Source organism: Nonomuraea typhae (assembly GCF_009760925.1).
GTDB classification, from domain to species: domain Bacteria; phylum Actinomycetota; class Actinomycetes; order Streptosporangiales; family Streptosporangiaceae; genus Nonomuraea; species Nonomuraea typhae.
In genome coordinates, this window is record NZ_VRLV01000012.1 from 39111 (window position 1) to 55720 (window position 16610).

10 protein-coding genes are annotated in these 16610 nt (G+C 74.4%); 3 read left to right on the forward strand and 7 right to left on the reverse strand.

Annotation, left to right across the window (positions count from 1 at the left end):
• Window positions 1-69 precede the first annotated feature (69 nt).
• On the forward strand, window positions 70-399 hold the full coding sequence (locus FVE25_RS36715; RefSeq protein WP_157252085.1) for a hypothetical protein: 330 nt from the start codon (window positions 70-72) through the stop codon (window positions 397-399).
• 784 nt (window positions 400-1183) lie between these two features.
• Here FVE25_RS36715 and FVE25_RS36720 read toward each other — a convergent pair.
• Window positions 1184-4216: a beta-ketoacyl synthase N-terminal-like domain-containing protein gene (locus tag FVE25_RS36720; protein ID WP_157252086.1), complete on the reverse strand. Its 3033-nt coding sequence runs from the start codon at window positions 4214-4216 to the stop codon at window positions 1184-1186.
• 177 nt (window positions 4217-4393) lie between these two features.
• Here FVE25_RS36720 and FVE25_RS36725 point away from each other — a divergent pair, with 177 nt between their 5' ends.
• Window positions 4394-7024, forward strand: a complete 2631-nt coding sequence (locus FVE25_RS36725; RefSeq protein ID WP_219825799.1) for an AMP-binding protein — start codon at window positions 4394-4396, stop codon at window positions 7022-7024.
• On the opposite strand, the gene FVE25_RS36730 is transcribed toward FVE25_RS36725, so the two are convergent.
• Window positions 7009-8220: a helix-turn-helix domain-containing protein gene (locus FVE25_RS36730; RefSeq protein WP_157252088.1), complete on the reverse strand. Its 1212-nt coding sequence runs from the start codon at window positions 8218-8220 to the stop codon at window positions 7009-7011. The two genes, FVE25_RS36725 and FVE25_RS36730, sit on opposite strands and share 16 nt — an antisense overlap.
• Before the next feature lie 486 nt (window positions 8221-8706).
• On the opposite strand from FVE25_RS36730, the gene FVE25_RS36735 reads away from it, so the two are divergent.
• Entirely contained in the window at window positions 8707-9306 is a 600-nt protein-coding gene (locus FVE25_RS36735; protein WP_157252089.1) for a hypothetical protein, read from the forward strand.
• Here FVE25_RS36735 and FVE25_RS36740 read toward each other — a convergent pair.
• From FVE25_RS36740 to FVE25_RS36760, 5 genes are read right to left on the reverse strand one after another with little or no spacing between them, the layout of a single operon-like run.
• Window positions 9303-9965: a TetR/AcrR family transcriptional regulator gene (locus FVE25_RS36740; RefSeq protein WP_157252090.1), complete on the reverse strand. Its 663-nt coding sequence runs from the start codon at window positions 9963-9965 to the stop codon at window positions 9303-9305. The two genes, FVE25_RS36735 and FVE25_RS36740, sit on opposite strands and share 4 nt — an antisense overlap.
• Before the next feature lie 14 nt (window positions 9966-9979).
• Window positions 9980-11692 carry an ABC transporter ATP-binding protein gene (locus tag FVE25_RS36745; RefSeq protein WP_157252091.1) on the reverse strand — a complete coding sequence of 571 codons (1713 nt, stop codon included), beginning with the start codon at window positions 11690-11692 and terminating at the stop codon, window positions 9980-9982.
• On the reverse strand, window positions 11689-13449 hold the full coding sequence (locus tag FVE25_RS36750) for an ABC transporter ATP-binding protein (RefSeq protein ID WP_157252092.1): 1761 nt from the start codon (window positions 13447-13449) through the stop codon (window positions 11689-11691). Before FVE25_RS36750 ends, FVE25_RS36745 begins: the two co-directional genes overlap by 4 nt.
• On the reverse strand, window positions 13446-14807 hold the full coding sequence (locus FVE25_RS36755; protein ID WP_157252093.1) for an isochorismate synthase: 1362 nt from the start codon (window positions 14805-14807) through the stop codon (window positions 13446-13448). Before FVE25_RS36755 ends, FVE25_RS36750 begins: the two co-directional genes overlap by 4 nt.
• Window positions 14807-16498: a (2,3-dihydroxybenzoyl)adenylate synthase gene (locus tag FVE25_RS36760; RefSeq protein ID WP_246268012.1), complete on the reverse strand. Its 1692-nt coding sequence runs from the start codon at window positions 16496-16498 to the stop codon at window positions 14807-14809. The genes FVE25_RS36755 and FVE25_RS36760 overlap by 1 nt, the downstream gene beginning before the upstream one ends.
• Window positions 16499-16610 lie beyond the last annotated feature (112 nt).

The window sequence follows — 16610 nt, forward strand, 5'->3', positions numbered from 1 at the left end:
CGCGACGGGGGCGCGAGAAAACTCGGATTTTCCGGTGAATGCAGGAGCAGTTGCCATACGGGGGGACCCGTGGAAGGCACGCGTCAGCCGCATCCGGCCGCCACGACACCGCTCGCCTTCCCCGCCACCGCCGCCTCGCCCGGGCGCGGCAGCCGTACCGGACAGCATCGCCTCACCGAACGGGGACATTCCGGTACCACGATGGCCACCGCCCTCCTGGCCCTCCTGACAGGAGTCTTCGCCCGAGGGAGCAGGGACATGAAACCTCGAACCACCCAGGCCGACGCGCACCCCGACCCCTCACGGGACCAGGGCGCCGCGCGGGTGCCCGCCGTGCAGGCCGACCTCGCCCGCGTCACCGCCACGCTGCCGGAAGGCGCCGAGATCGACTGGCCCTGACCCGCACTCCGGCGCCACCGGGAACCCGCCCCTCCCACCCGACACCCCGCACCCGCCCATGGGCGCGGCACCGCGCTGACCGCCGTTCCAGCGGTACGGCGCCGCCCGGCCGCTCCCCTGAGGCACCGCCACCCGCCGGGCAGCCCGTCGCCTCGCACCCCACCCCTCGTCCTCTCTCACGGCGGGGCCCCGCTCAGGCCGTTCCCCGCTGTAGGACACAGACCGCCCCCTGAAGGCGCAGCAGCTCGACCCAGACCGCTTCCTGAAAGCGCAGAGCATCGCCTCAGGCAGCAAAGCGCAGAGCATCGCCTCAGGCAGCTCTGGTGCGGCAGGGCATCGGGCCGGGCCCGCCTTGAACCCCGGGTCAGCCCCTGCATGCCGGAACGACCTGGACGGCCTGGCCGGCCGACGCCGCTCGCCCGCGTCGATCCGCTCACCCGGTCGCGCAGGCAGGCCCGCCGGAGCCGTCCTCCCCAGCGCCCGCGCCACTCCAGGCCGCGGGCGCCCTCCGTGTGCGGGGCCTCTGGGGTACGGCGCTGCGTGGGACGCTCTCCGCGCCCCGCTTCCGGGGTTCGCCGGTGCGTGGGACGTCCTCCTTGCGCACGCTTCCGGGGTTCGCCGGTGTGTGGGCCGCCCTCCTTGCGCCGGGCTTCCGAGGCGAGGAGGGGCGTGGGCCGCCCTCCTCGGGCCCGTGACGCCCGGTGCGGGCAGCTCCGGGAGGCTGGTAGCCCGCAAGGAGGCCCGCGACGCCCGGCCCCGCCGTAGTTCCAGGGTCGCCATGGGGTCAGTCCAGGGCGGCGACGCGGGCGGGGTGAGGGGCGGACCAGCGGGGGCCGTTGAACGGGTAGGCAGGCAGGTGGACCCGGCGGCCGGCGCTGCACAGGGCGCGGGGGTCCAGGGGCAGGCCGAGGGTCCAGAGGGCGCCCAGGGCGGACAGGACCTCGTCGGCGGGGCGGCGGGTGCGCGCGGGGGAGAGGGGGACGCTCGTCATGCGGGCCGCTTCGGCCAGCGACGACAGGGTGGCGCCGGGGCCGACCTCGACGGTGACGGCGCCGGGCAGGGCCAGCGCGGTGGAGGCCATGGCCTCGGCGTACCGGGCGGGCTGGCGGAGGTGGTCGATGAACGTCTCCGGGCTGACGACCACGCCCGCGGGGATGACGCGGCCGGTGCTGTTGGCCGCGTAGGGGATGGTGGGGCGCTGGAGGCGGATGTCGGTCAGTTCCAGCGCGAGCTCCGGTACGGCGGGCTGGATCAGCCGGGTGTGGAAGGCGTGGCTGGTCCGGAGCCTGCGGTGCGGGACGCTCTGGCCCAGGATCTCCTCGAAACGTTTTACCGCGGCCTCGGAACCGCCCAGGACGCAGGTGCCGGGTGAGTCCACGGCGGCCAGTTCCAGGTCGGCTCCGGCCTCGGCGGCCAGCTTGAGACCCCGGGCCTCGGGGCAGTCGAGGGCGAGCAAGACGCCGGGCGGGCAGCCCTGCATGGCGTTGCCGCGTACGGTGATGAACCTTGCCGCGTCGGGCAACCTCAGGACTCCGGCCAGGCAGGCTGCGATGATCTCACCCAGGCCGTGGCCGAGCAGGGACGCCGGCCGTACGCCCAGGGCCAGGAGCGCGGTCGCGGCGGCGTGTTCCAGGGCGAACAAGGCGGGCTGGGTGAGCTCGGTCTGGCACAGGTCGCCGGCGGGGAAGGCGGGGTCGAGAAGCGCCCGTTCCATGCGCGCCGCGAGGACGGGGTCGAAGGCGTCCAGGCAGGCTGCCAGCGCCGAGGGGAAACCGGGCAGGGATTCCGCGAGGGGGACGGCCATGCCGGGGTACTGGGTGCCCTGGCCTGGGAAGAGGAAGACGACCGGCGCCGGGCCGTCCGTGACGCGGCGGCCCGGAGACGCGCCGTCCGCGGACAGGGCCAGGGCCACCTCCGCGGCGGTCCGGCCGGTCACGGCCAGGCGTTCGGGGAGTTCTGCCCGGCCCACCGCCAGGGTGAAGGAGACGTCGGCCAGGTCAGGTGCCTGCGTGGCAAGGTGCCTGGCAAGCCGGGCGGCGGCCCGCTCCAGGGCGTCCGGGTCGGCGGCGGACAGCAGGATCAGGTGGGTCTCCGGGCCGGAGGCGTGGAGGCCCGGCGCGGCCGGGGGCGTGGTGCGGGGGTCGTGCGAAGGCGCGTGGATCGGATCCGGGGAAACCGACCTGGCCGGCGTCGTGCGCGGCGCCAGATCGGCCGAGGCCGTCACGTGGAGCGACGCCAGAGAGACGAAGGCGGGCCAGGACGTCGCGGCGCTGTGGCGTGCCGTGGGGGCGAGGCCGGAGAGGTCGGCCGTCCCGGCGTGGATGGAGGTGGGCACGCGGTCGGACGCGGTGACGGGCACGTGGTCGGGCGCGGCCACCAGGGAGGTGGGCCAAGGGTCGGAGGCGGTGGTGGGGACGTGGTCGGGCGCGGCTGCCGGGGAGGTGGGCAGGTGGTCGGGGGTGGTGGGGACGTGGTCCGGTGAGGCGGAGCGTGGGCGGGTGGAGGGGGTGGGACGCGGCCGGCCTATGGCGGACGGCGGTTGTTCGACGATGGCGTGGGCGTTGGTGCCGCCGACGCCGAAGGCGCTGATTCCGGCCCTCCTGGGCTCCGGCCCGCTCCAGGGCATGGCCGACCGGGGCACCCACAAGGGCGATCCGCCGGTGTCCAGCAGCGGGTTGAGCCGGGTGAAACCGGCCACCGGCGGCACCGTGCCGTACCGCACCACCAGGAGCGCCTTGATGAGGGCGGCGAGCCCGGCGGCCGCGTGGAGGTGGCCGATGTTGCCCTTGAGCGCCCCGACGGCCACCTGGCCGGGGCGCGCCCCCAGGGCTTTGAGGGCGGCGGAGGCGGCCGACCACTCGATGGGGTCGCCGAGCCGGGTCCCGGTGGCGTGCGCCTCCAGATAGCCGAGCGACGACGCCGATACGCGCGCGGTACGCAGGGCCGAGCGGATGACGTCTTCCTGGGCGGCGGCGGACGGGGCGTGGTAGCCCGGCTTGGCGGCCCCGTCGTTGTTGACGGCGCTGCCCAGGATGACGCCGTACGGCGGGGGCCCGTCCTCGAGGGCGTCGGCCAGGCGGCGCAGGATCACGCAGGCGACGCCGGATCCGGCGACCATGCCGTCGGCCCGTGCGTCGAAGGGCCGGCAGGCTCCGGCGGCCGACTGGGTGCCGCCGGGCCGGTGGAGGTGGCCGCCCTGCGGATGGGTGAGGCCGGCGGCGACGACCACGGCCTGGTCGCAGTCGCCGGACAGCAGGGCCTGCGCGGCCACATGCACGGTCGCCAGGGAGGACGAGCACACGGCGAGCGCGGGGCCGCGCAGGCCCAGCTTGTAGGCGATGCGCCCGGCCATGTGGTCGGGTTCGGCGTGCTGGGCGACCTGGGCCTGCGTGGCGGGGTCGAGCGCGCCCGCCGCGGCGACGGCGCGCAGGTAGCCGGACTCGCCCCCGGAGGCGTAGACACCGGTGCGGGGGCCTTCTCCGGTACGGCCGGCGGCGGCGTCCTCGAGGGCGGCCCAGGCGGCTTCGAGCATGAGGCGGTGCTGGGGGTCCATGAGGCGGGCGTCGCGGGCGGGGATGCGGAAGAGGGTGTTGTCGAACCGGTCGGCGTCCGCGAGGTGGCCGCGCACGGGCACGTAGCCGGGGTCGTCGGCCAGGCCGGCGGGGATCCCGGCGGCGAGCAGGGTGTCGCGGTCGTAGCGGGTGGTCATGACCTTTCCCGAGGTCAGGGCGGCCCACCAGGTGTCGAGGTCGTTCGCGCCGGGGAATCGGGCGGAGATTCCGGTGACGGCGATGTCGCGCGTTCGGTCGCGGGCCATGGGGCACCTCCGGGGAATGGTCAAGCAATAGCTTGCCGGACTTGGCAAGTCTATGGCAACCTTTTGACACAATGTTGGTAAGGGCCGCACGCGAGGGGAGTGGAACACGTGCAGCCACATTCCAGCTGGACGACGGGACGCCCGTGCGCTTCGCACGGCGAGGGACTGCATGAGGCCGTGGCGCGAACGGCGCTGGCGCGACCGAACGCGCCTGCCCTGGTATCGGGACAGACCACCATCACCTACGGCGAACTTCACCGCACGGCCGACGCCTGGGCCGCCCGGCTCATCGACGCCGGCGTGGCCAAGGGGCACTGCGTGCCCATCCTGCTGCCGAGAAGCACCGACCTGGTGATCGCGCTGCTGGCCGTACTCAAGACCGGGGCCGCCTACGCGCTGCTCGACTCCGCCTGGCCCGCGCACCGTCTCGCCGAGGTGGTCGCGGACCTGGGGGCCGAGCTCATCGTGTGCGCGGCAGGGGCCGCCGACCTCGGAGCCCGCGCGTGGTCACCGCCGGGCGGGCCGGTCCCGGTGCCGGACGGGTACCGGCCCGTCGCCGTCGGCGGGCGGGATCCGGCGACCGTCTTCCTCACCTCGGGCGGCACCGGCCGCCCCAGGTGTGTGCTCACCCCGCACGCGGCGACCGCCCGGCTGTTCCAGCACGACGGCTTCGCCCGTTTCGGCGCGCACACCGTGATGCCCCTGGCCGCGCCGCTGCCCTGGGACGCGTTCTCCCTGGAGCTGTGGTCGGTGCTGCTCAACGGCGGCACCTCGCTGATCGTCGACGAGCCCCACCTGACGGCCGCCGGCCTGCGCGGCGCGGTCGAGAACCACGGCACCGACATCGTCTGGCTCACCGGCAGCCGGTTCAACATGATCGTGGACGAGGACCTCGACGCCTTCCAGGGCCTGCGCCAGGTCATGATCGGCGGGGAACGGCTGTCGGCCGGGCACGTCGCCAGGTTCGTCGCCCGCCACCCGGTGATCGTGCTGCTCAACGGCTACGGGCCGGTCGAGAGCACGGTCTTCGCCACCACCCACCGCGTCACGGCCGCCGACTGCGAGCGTCCCGGCGGCATCCCGCTCGGCCGTCCGGTGCCGGGCACGCAGATCCACGTCCTGGACGGCGCCCGCCCCTGCGCAGTCGGCGAGACCGGCGAGATCTGCATCGCCGGCGCGGGCCTGGCCATCGGCTACCTGGGCGACGCGGAGCTGACGGCCGTCCGCTTCACCCATGTCCGCCTGGACGGCCGGCGCGTGCGCGTCTACCGGACCGGCGACCTCGGCGCGTGGGATCAGGACGGCGTGCTGCACCTGCGCGGCCGCCGGGGGCGGGCCGGCGGCCGTCGCGCCGTGGTGAGCGTGCCCGCCGTCCCGTTCACCGAACGCGGCAAGCCGGGCGAACCGCTGCCGCACCGCGCCGGGGAGCACGCCGGCGAGCTGGTCGCCCAGACCTTCACCGAGATCCTGGGCCGCGCCGACCGCCCCTTCACGGAGCTGGGCGCGGGCCCGCACGTGGCCGGCCGCATCTGCGCCCGGCTGTCGGAACGCCTCGGCCGCCCGGTCCCCATCTCCCGCCTGTACCAGCACCCCACCGCCGCCGGGCTGACCGCCTGGCTGGAGACCACGGACGGCACGACTCCCGCCACGAGCGACGTCACCCTCCTCACCCCTGCGCAAACCGCCCTCCTGACCAACCCACGCGGCCGGGCCGCGCACCGCCTGCTCACCTGGATCATCGACGGCGACCTCGACCCCGCCGCCCTGGAATCCGCCGTGGCCGCCGTGCACCGCGCGCACGACCCGCTGCGCGCCGCCTACCTGCTGCGGCCGAAGCCCGCCGCGTGGTCCTCGCCGGACGTCCCGCCGCCGCCGCTGGAGGTCCTGCCGCCGAGCCCGGACCGGGCCGCGGCCCTGAGCGCCCTGCGCCTCGCGCTGTCGGCCCCGCTCAACCCGGCCGAGGGCGAGGTGTGGCACGCGGCCCTGGCCCCCGCGGGCAAGGACCGCGCGGTCTTCGGCCTCGCCGTCCACGCGATCGCCCTCGAGGGCTGGCCGGAGCGGGAGCTCGCCGCCGACCTGGCCGCCGCCTACAACCACGGCCGCCTCACCTCACGAAGGCGCCCCCGCCCGGTGACCGCGGAGCCGGTCGCCGGCCTTCTCGCCGAGCCGTCCGGCGTCCCGCGACTGTCCTGGCCGGGCGAGCCGGACCCGGACGCCGGCGGCCCGCGCCACCTGGAGACCCCGCTGCCCCCGGCCGTCATGGCCCACGTGGACACTTTGGCCGCCCGCGCCCGCGCCTGCCGGCTCTCGGTGCTGCTGGCGCTGTGCGCGAGCAACCTGGCCGAGGTCACCGGCAGCCGCGACCTCGCCGTCGGCCTGCCCGCCCCCCAGGAGTACGGCCCGGCCGCCGGCTGCCACGCGCACCTGCTCGGCGTCCGCCTGCGCGGCCGGGCGCTGGCCGGCGACCCGGTCGCGGTGAGGGAGACCGGGACGGCCGTCGCCAGGGCCATGGCCGGCGGGGGCGTCCCCTTCCCCGAGGCGGCCGGGCCGCTCTGCCAGGTCGTCTTCGCCCTCCGCGACACCCTGCCGCCCGGCCTGCCGCTGGCCGGGCTCCGGACCGCGTACGCGCGCCAGCCGTACCTGGAGCTGACGGCGGAACTGCACGCGGAGACGTGGCCGCGCGCGGACGGCGGCATGGACCTGGTGGTCTCCTACGACCCGCGGATCGTGCCCGGCGCCGCGGCCGAGGAGTTCGCCAAGCGGTTCGCCGACCGCCTGCGCACGCCCGGGGATCACGCCTTGCTGTAGAGCGTGGTGGCCAGGATCCGCCAGATCTCGGCGGCCAGCTCCACGTTGAGCGCCTCCTGGGCCTGGGTGGCGAGGTCGCGCAGGGCGCTGTTGCCCTCGTCCACCCGGCCGTCGAGGATGAGCAGCTGGCTGCGCAGCGCCTGGAAGCGGATGCGGTCGCGGAAGGACAGCAGCAGCTCGCCCGCCTCGTCGATCTGCGTGACCAGCTCCCTGGCCCGCTCGGTCTCGCCCTCCTCGAAGGCGAGATGGGCGCGCAGGGTGAGCAACTGCTGCTGGTGCAGGTCGGTGCCGACGAGGGCGAGCACCGGCCCGACCTCGTTGAGCCGGGCCGCGGCCCGGTCGGTCAGCGGCGGGGTGATCTGCAGGTAGAGCGAGGCGGCGGCCAGCCGCAGCCGCATCCACAGCTGCAGGTCCTCGCGGCTGTCGAGGCTCTGCAGGGCGTGTTCGAGCGCCCGCCGGGCCCCGGGGTAGTCGCCCTGCCTGATGCGGACCGTGGCCGAGGACCACAGCGCCTTGATGAACAGCGTGCCGCCGCCCTCCTCGGTCACCTCGCACAGCTCGTCGGCGTGCGCGCGGGCCTCGGCCAGGCGCCCCGCCTCGGCTTCGGCCGAGACCAGCGCCTGCAGCGCGGCGGCACGGTCGGCGGCCGACAGCCCGGGGGAGAGGGTGTACGCCTCGAAGGCGTAGTCGCGGGCGCTGGTGTTGTCGCCGAGGGCCTGCACGCAGCGCGAGAGCCCGGTGCGCGAGCGCACGCGCAGCTCCGGCGTGCCCAGCGTGTCGCCGAGCGTGACCAGCTCGCGCAGCAGCTCCTGCTCGTCGTCGTGGTGTCCCTGGCCGCCGCGGATGCGGGCGAGCAGCCACGTCGCCTGCCAGGTGAGGGCGGGACTGAGCCGGTCGTCGGCGCGCAGCGCGTCGGCCAGCGCCTCACCCGGGTCGCCGATCTCCTCGGCGGAGGTGACGGAGGCGAGCACCTGGGCCAGCGACTGGGGCTCGTGGGCGGCGTCGAAGGCCGAGACGGGCACCCCGAGGCGCTCGGCCAGGTGCTCGACGACGCGGGAGGTGGGCGGGCGGGCGCCTGACTCCAGCCGTGAGAGGTAGCCGGTGGACAGCCCCCCGGCGGCGAGCGCGGCCTGGGACAGTCCGCGTTCGAGACGGAGCGCCCTGAGGCGGTGGCCAAAGGCCGGTTGTGCGAGCATTCCTTCTCTCAGCAGGCGATATGAGGCGTGTGCAATGTGTCAGAAACTAATCACATTGTGCCAGAAATGGCAACGCGTCGCCTGTCATCGATGGCGGGATGTGACCTTGGCAACACCATGCAATGCGTACTTCCTGCCGTGCCCAAGCGCTGTCCCGGAGGTGGTTTGCAGGCAAATGTGGGATTTATGAAGCTCGTGGGCACGGACGGGTACGGCGCCGCGCAATGGGCCTGCCGCCTGGGAGAACCGGTAACCAAGCGGTTCGACCTCCTGTCAAGGACGTGTCCGGTCGCGGTGGGAGCTTTTCGTAACGATGTGTCACGAAAAAGTGCACTCGATGGATATATCACGGTGTTACCGAACACTTACCCGGATTTTCGGCCATACACCGGGGAATGCAGTGGTCCTGTCCAGGCCGAAAAGAAGGTGGACGACAATTGGCCGCCCCGAGCCGCCCGGAATGATCGTTGATGGAGGTCAAGTGAGATGTGTCCGACGTTGCCCCTCGACCTGCTCTCCCGCATGGCCAGGCGGGAGGCCGGAGCCCTGACGCTCGTGCCGGAGCCGTGGGCGCGCACCGGCCCGGAGCCCGGCATCGCCTTCGCGTTCGTCCCCTGCCGCTGGTGCGCGGCGCCGCTCGGGCCGATCGAGGAGGAGACCCGTCCCCGCGCCACCGGCCTGCCCCTGCTCACCCTGCTGCGCTGCGAGGAGCCCACCTCCCGCTCGCTGCTCCCGCTGAGCCTGATCAGGACCGCGCCCGCCTGCCCGCGGCCGCGCTTCCGCACCAGGGCCGCCTACTGGAGCCGCTTCATCCCCGCCGCCTGGACCTCGCCCGACGGCATCGACCACGGCCTGGAGCTCCTGGACGCCAAGGAGAGCTGGTTCGACGCCTTCCGCCCCGGCGCCGTGCCGTGGACCCTGGAGGAGGAGGTCGTGCTGCCCGCCTCCACCGGCGGCCTGCACTTCCTCACCCCGCACGCCGCCGGCCCCTACGCCGCCCGGCTCAACGACGCCTACCTGTTCGCCCGGATCACCGCCGTGCGCGCGATCCTCGGCAGGCACGACCACGTCGCCCACGCCGTCTAAGGGGCCAGCGAGGCGGCGACGCCGTCCAGGACGAGGGTGAGCTTGCGCTCGAACCAGGTGGCCGCGGACTCCTCGAGCGCGGCCCGCATGAGCTCGGCCACCTCCGCGCCCACCCCCTCGGCCCAGGCGTCGGCGGTCGTGACGCGCACCGGGCCCTCGCCGCCCGGCCGGTCCATCTGCTGGCCGCGGCCGAAGACGTCGACGGTGAGGTCGAAGACGGTGTCCACCGCCAGGAAGGCGTTGCGGGGCGTGAAACCGCACGACATGAGATGGCGTACGGCGGCGCCGAACCTGACCATGATCTGCGAGGGGAAGCGCGTCAGGCGCAGGAACTCCTGGATGAGCCCCGGATGCGCGTCCAGCAGCCGCCAGATGGCCCACGCCTGCTCGCGCAGGTCGGCCCGCCATTCACCGGTCGGCTCCGGCCACTCGGCCCGCTGCATGGCCCGGTCGATGGCCAGGATGACCAGCTCCTGCCGGTCGGTCACGTGCCGGTAGAGGGCGGAATGGCTCACCTGCAGCCGCTCGCCCACGGTGGCCAGCGTGAGGTTGTCGAAGCCGACCTCCAGCGCGGCGTCGGCGATGGCCGGGCGCGTGATGCGGGGCGGCCGCCCGCGCGGGCGGCCGAGTACTCGCCACTGGCGTCGCTCCTCGGCCATTGCCCCATTGTCTCCTACGCCCGGCCGGCCAGCCTCCACCCCTGTGCCCGCGAGCGCTCACGCCAGAACGCCGCGTACCTGCCCCCGAGCTCCAGCAGCCGCTCATGGGTGCCGGACTCGGCCACCCGGCCGCCGTCGAGCACCACGATCTGGTCGGCCCGCGCGACCGTCTGCAGCCGGTGCGCGATGACCAGCAGCGTCCGGTCGCGGGCCAGCGCCGACAGCGCGTCCATGAGCGCCGCCTCGTTCTCGGGGTCGAGCGCGGCGGTGGCCTCGTCCAGCAGCACGATCGGCGCGTCCTTCAGCAGCGCGCGGGCGATGGAGACGCGCTGGCGCTCGCCGCCGGACAACGTGGCCCCGCCCTCGCCGACCCGGGCCTGCCAGCCACCGGGCAGCCGCTCGACGATCTCGTCCACGCGCGCCGCCCGCCCGGCCGCGCGCACCTCCTCGTCCGTGGCGTCCGGGCGGCCGAGCCTGACGTTCTCCTCGACGGTGCCCTCGAACAGGTAGACGTCCTGGAAGACCATGGACACCATCCCCATGAGCCGTTCGGCCGACAGCTCGCGCACGTCGTGGCCGCCGACCTTCACCGACCCGGCGCCGGCGTCCCAGAAGCGGGCGATGAGCCGGGTGAGGGTGGTCTTGCCCGACCCGGACGGCCCGACCAGCGCGGTCATGGTGCCGGGCGCGACGGTGAAGCTCACCTCCCGCAGCACGAGCCGCGCGTCGTAGGCGAAGCTCACGCGATCGAGCTCGATCGAGGGTACGGCCGGCGTCCGCGGCTCGGCGGGCTCCGGCAGCGCCGGGGTGTCCAGCAGCTCGCGGATGCGGCCGAGGCTGCCCCGCGCCAGCCGCAGCTCGGCGCCCACGTCCGCGGCGGCCAGCAGCGGCTCGGTGAAGCGCACCGCCAGCACCAGCACACCGGCCAGCGCGGGCACGTCCACCGCGCCGCCGAGCGCCAGCGCGCACCCGGCGATCAGCGTGACGGTGAAGGCCAGCTGCACCGACAGCGCGACCGAGCCGAGCCCGGGCAGCGCGGTCCCGAGCAGCCTGCGCAGCGCGGTGCGCTGCCCGGCCAGGGCGGCGTCCAGCAGGTCGAAGCCCTCCTCGGTCCGGCCGAACGCGCGCAGCACCGCCTGCTGCTGGGCGAACTCCACGACCCGGTCCCCGGCCTCGGCGGCGGCGTCGTGCATGGCGGCGTCGTTGCGCTGCACGAGGGCGGCGGTCCAGCGGAAGGCCAGCCAGATGACCGGCGCGGTGGCCAGCGCGGCCAGCGCCAGCCGCCAGTCGAAGAACACCATGCACGCCAGCACGGTCGCGGGCGTCACCACGGCGGTCACCAGCACCTGCATGAGGTGGGCGGGCACGCTCATGACGTCCATGACGCCCTTGCCGGCCAGCTGGCCGAGGCGGCCGACCCGGTCGCCGCTGAACCAGCCGACGGGCAGCGTGGCCACGTGGTCGCCGATCCGGTGGTACATGGTCCGCATCGCCGTCAGACCCACGGCATAGCCGTACCTCGACTGCGCGTAGTGCGCGACGGCGGTGGCGGCGACGACGACGGCGAAGACCGCCAGCCACCCGCCCGCGGGCGTGCCGCCGAGCAGCGCCCGCAGCACCGGCACGAGCAGCGCGAACGTCAGGCCCTGCAACGCGGCGTAGAGCGCGATGAGGGCGAGCTGGCGCGGGAAGCGCGGCCCCAGCAGGGCGGTGAGGTGGCGGATCATCGGACGATCTCCTCGTCGTGGGTCCAGTCGCGTTCGCCGGCGCGCGCGTAGGCGGCCCACTGGCGGGCGTAGGCGCCGCCCGCGGCCAGCAGGTCCGCGTGGCGGCCGCGCTCGGCGATCGTGCCGTCGCCGAGCACCAGGATCTGGTCGGCGCCGGCGATCGTCTGCAGGCGGTGGGCGATGACCAGCAGCGTGCGCCCGGCCACCAGCGTGGACAGCGCGTCCTGGATGGCCGACTCAGACTCCGGGTCGGCGAAGGCCGTGGCCTCGTCCAGGACGAGGATCGGCGCGTCGGCCAGCAGCGCCCGGGCGATCGAGACCCGCTGCGCCTCGCCTCCGGACAGGTGCGCGTCCTCGCCGATCACCGAGTCGTAGCCGCGCGGCAGCGCCAGGATGCGCTCGTGGATCTGGGCGGCCGCGGCGGCTCGCTCGATCTCCCCGGCGCTCGCGTCCGGGCGGCCCAGCGCGATGTTGGCGGCCAGCGAGGCCCGCAGCAGCTGCACGTCCTGGAAGACGAAGCCCACGTGCCGGTAGAGCTCGGCCGAGCCGATCGCGCGCACGTCCCGCCCGCCGATGACCACGGCGCCCTCGGTCACGTCGTGGAAGCGCGGCAGCAGCTTGGCCAGCGTCGACTTGCCCGACCCCGACGGGCCGGCCAGCGCGGTCACCGTACCCGGCTCCATGACCAGGTCGATCTCCCGCAGCACCGGGGTCCGGCCGTCATAGGAGAAGCCGGCGCCGCGGAACTCCACCCGATGGCCGTCCGGCGCGGCGGGCTCCGCCGGCTCAGGCAGCACCGGGGTGGCCAGCAGCGCGGCCACCTTGCCCGCCGACTCCGCGGCCCGGCGCAGCCGCATCGAACCCATGTCCAGCGTCAGGAAGGGCGCGGTCAGGCCCACGCCGACCAGCGCGAACGGCAGCACGTCCGGCGCCGCCAGCCAGCCCTGGGAGACGAAAAGCGTGCCACCGGCCAGCACGACCAGCAACATCGTCGGCGGCGAGATGAGCGCCATGCTGAGCCCGCTCAGCTTGAGCATCGGCCGTACCCAGGCGCCGAAGAAGTCGGCGAAGTCGTCCACCGCCTCGGCGAAGCGCCGATAGGAGCGCTGCGTCTGCCCGAACGTTTTGATGACCGCGATGCCGCGGACGAACTCCACGACCGCCGCGTTGATGCGCTCGTTCGCCTCTCCCCAGCGCTTCATCTGCTCGCCGAAGCCACGCATCATGATCGCGAACGCGACGGCGAACAACGGGATCGGCACCAGCACGAGCAGCGTCAGCCGCCAGTCCACGGTCAGCAGGTAGGCCAGCGCCGCCAGCGGGGTCACCACCGCGGCCAGCAGGTCGAGCAGGGCGTGCGCGACCAGGTGGTGCATCTCCCTGACGTCGTCCTGCACGGCCTTCTTGACCTGACCGGAGTTGCGGTCGGTGAACCAGCCCAGCGGCACCCTGGCCAGGTGGGCCGCCATCCTGCGGCGCAGGTGCAGCTGCAGGTCGGCGTCGGCGAAGTGCATGATCGCACCGGCCGCGCCGAAGGCCAGGAACCGCACCAGCAGGCCGCCGATCGCGACCGCCGCGATGCCCCAGACCCGCGCCCGGTCCACCGGCCCCGGGGCCAGCAGCGCACGGGCCAGCTCGGCCACGCACACGAACGGCACCAGCGCCGACACCGCGTACACCAGCTGCAGCACGGACGCCGTCACCACCCGGGCGCGGATGGGCGCCATGAGCTCCATCAGCGCCGCCCGATCGCTCATCGGAGGTCTCCTTGATCATTGAGAAGCGCGGACAACATCGGCCGGAACTTCAGCCACGTCTCCGCCAGCTCCCGCTCCGGGTCGGAGCCGGCCACGATGCCGCAGCCGGCGAAGAGGGTCGCGCTGTCGCCGTCCAGCAGCGCCGAGCGCAGCGCGACCGCGAAGTCGCCCTCCTGCCGGGCGTTGACCCAGCCGATCGGGCCCGCGTACCAGCCGCGGTCGAACGCCTCGGCCTCCCGCAGCCAGCCCAGCGCCTCCGGCCGCGGATGCCCGCCGACCGCCGGGGTCGGATGCAGCAGCCCGGCCAGGTCGAGCACGCCGGTCGCCTCCGGATCGGCGAGCCGTCCGCTCACCCGGCTGCACAGGTGGCGCACATTCGGCAGGTCCAGCACCTCGGGCGTGCCCGGGACGTCCACCTCGTGACACACCCGCTCCAGCGCGCCGCGCAGCGCCTCGGTGACGATCGCCTGCTCGCGGCGGCTCTTGCCGTCCCCGAGCAGTTCCTCGCGCAGGCGGGCGTCGGCGCCGCCGGTACCGCCGCGGGGCAGGGTGGCCGCCAGGCTCATCGTCTCGGCCCGCCCGTCCCGCACCGCCACCAGCCGCTCGGGCGTCGCGCCCGCGAACGTGCGCGCGCCGGTGCCGGCCGCGAAGACCGTGGTGCCGGGTTGCGCGCCGATGAGCGTGTGCAGCAGCCCGCCCAGGTCCGGCGGGTACGGCAGGCGCACCCGCAACCGGCGGGCCAGCACGACCTTGCTGAACCGGCCCTCCCCGATCAGGGCGACGGCTCTGGCCACCAGCTCCTTCCACTCCCGGGGCGAGGGCAGCTCCTCGGCCACGTGGCCGGTGACCGGCAGGGGCGGGCACGGGCTGACGGCTCCCGCGGCCAGCCAGGTCACCGCGCGCCACGCCGTACGGGCCGCGTCGTCCTCCACGCCGTGGACCGGGTCCGCCCGCGCGGCCAGGCACAGCGTGGCCGGGCCCCCGGGGCGCTGGGCGACGAGCAGGCGGGGCACCCACATCAGCGAGCCGGGGCCGTCATCGAAGGAGAACGCGCCCACCAGGGCCGGAGTGGCGTGGTCGCCCGGCCCGGCGGTGAGCATGTCCTGGACGGCCCGCTCCCACGCCTGCCGTACCTCGGTGAAACGATTCGATCCCTCGGCGACGAAAGTGGCCGCACGGTCCAGGCCCAGAAGCGTGAGGCCGGGGCCCGACCAGAAGAACGTGCTGCGTGACGGCGACGGCGGCAGCAGCGGCTCGACGCGCTCGATCTCCTCGCGCCACAGCGCCAGCACGGGACGGCCCGCGTTCCTGGCCTCGGCGGCGGCCTTCGCGCACACCTCCTCGAAACCGGCGTGCATCAGGTGACCATGGCGGTCAGCGCCTTCTTGCTGACCTTGCCGAGAGGGGTGAGGGGGAGGTCCGTCATGATCTCCAGCCGGTCGGGGATCTTGAAGGCGGCCACGCCGCGCTCGCGCAGGAACGCGGCGAGTTCGGGCAGCGCCGGGGCCTCGCCGCGGGGGACCACGCAGGCGCAGCTCCGCTCGCCCAGCACCTCGTCGGGCACGCCGACCAGGGCCACCTGGCGGACGTTCGGGTGGGCCAGCAGGTGGTTCTCGACCTCCTCGGCCGCGATCTTGTCGCCGCCGCGGTTGATCTGGTCCTTGACCCGGCCCTCGAAGACGACGTGGCCGGTGGGCAGCAGGCGGACCAGGTCGCCGGTGCGGTAGAAGCCGTCGTGGGTGAAGGTCTGCGCGTTGTGGGCGGGGGAGCGGTAGTAGCCCCGGATGGTGTACGGGCCGCGGGCCAGGAGCTGTCCCACCTCGCCGGGCGGCACGTCGCGGTCGTCCTCGTCCACCACCCGCATCTCGTCGGCCGGTGAGACCGGGATGCCCTGGCTGACCAGGACGACCTCGGGCGGATCCTCCGGGCGGTGGAACCCGCACAGCCCCTCGGCCATGCCGAACGCCTGCTGCAGGCGGCAGCCCAGGGCGGGCTCGACCCTCTTGGCGAGCTCGTCGCTCAGCTTGGAGCCGCCGATGGTGACGCGGCGCAGGCTGGACAGGTCGTGCTCGCCCCACTCGGCGGCCTCCATCCAGAGCAGCGCCACGCCCGGGACCAGGCCGGTCTCCGTCACGCCCTCACTCTCGATGAGCGGGAAGGTCTCGTCCGGGCTCGGGCCGTCGGCCAGCACCAGCGTGCCGCCGGCGTGGAGCGTGGCCAGCAGGCCGTGGGTCAGCGGCCAGTTGTGGCCCAGGGGGAGGCTGACCAGGTGGACGGTGTCCTGGTCGTAGCCGCAGGCTTCGGCTACGGCCCGGCCGCTGTAGGCCCATTCCCGGTGGGTCCGGGGGACCAGCTTGGGGACGCCGGTGGTGCCGCCGGACAGCAGGAACAACGCGACGTCGGCCGGGTCGGGGCGGGGCAGGTCCGCCGGATCGGCTTCGGGGATCTCCGTGAGGACGTGTTCGAGGGTGGTGGTCTTGGCCAGTACCTCGCCGGCCAGGTGGCGGTAGTCGTCCTCGTCGGGGATGACGTAGGCGGTGGCGGCGGTGAACTCGCAGAAGTAGGTGATCTCGCTGGAGCGGTGGGCGGGGAGCGCGAAGATCGGCAACGCGCCCAGCCGGAACAGGCCGAAGATCAGAGTGACGAAGGCCGCGGTGTTGGGCAGTTGGACGACGACTCGGTCACCGGGGGCGATGCCCAGCGCTCGGAGACCGGCGGCCACGCGGTCGGCTCTCGCGTCCAGGCCGGCATAGGTCAGCCTTTCCCAGCCGGCCTCGTCCGAGCCGGTCGTCCCCTCGCCCCGCGGGCCGGTCGCCGGGCCGGTCACCTGACCATGACCAGTCACCCGGCCGGCCCCCGGGCCGGTCGATCGGCCGGTTTGCCGGGTGCTCCCCCGGGTGCTCCCCCGGGGGGCGACCAGGGCCGGCCGGTCGCCGTGCTCGCGTGCGCGGGCGCGCAACATCTCGCCCAGCGTCTCGTCTTTCCAGTACCCGGCGGCGCGGTAGCGCTCCGCGAACTCCTCCGGCCAGGGCACGCACCCGTCCAGCACAGAACTGTTCCTCTCACCCGATGTCTGCGGGGCTCCCGATTTTGTTACAGGGAGTCTTGATTAGGCAAGGGTTACCTAACTATTGTCACGGTGGCCCCGGCAAGCTGACCGA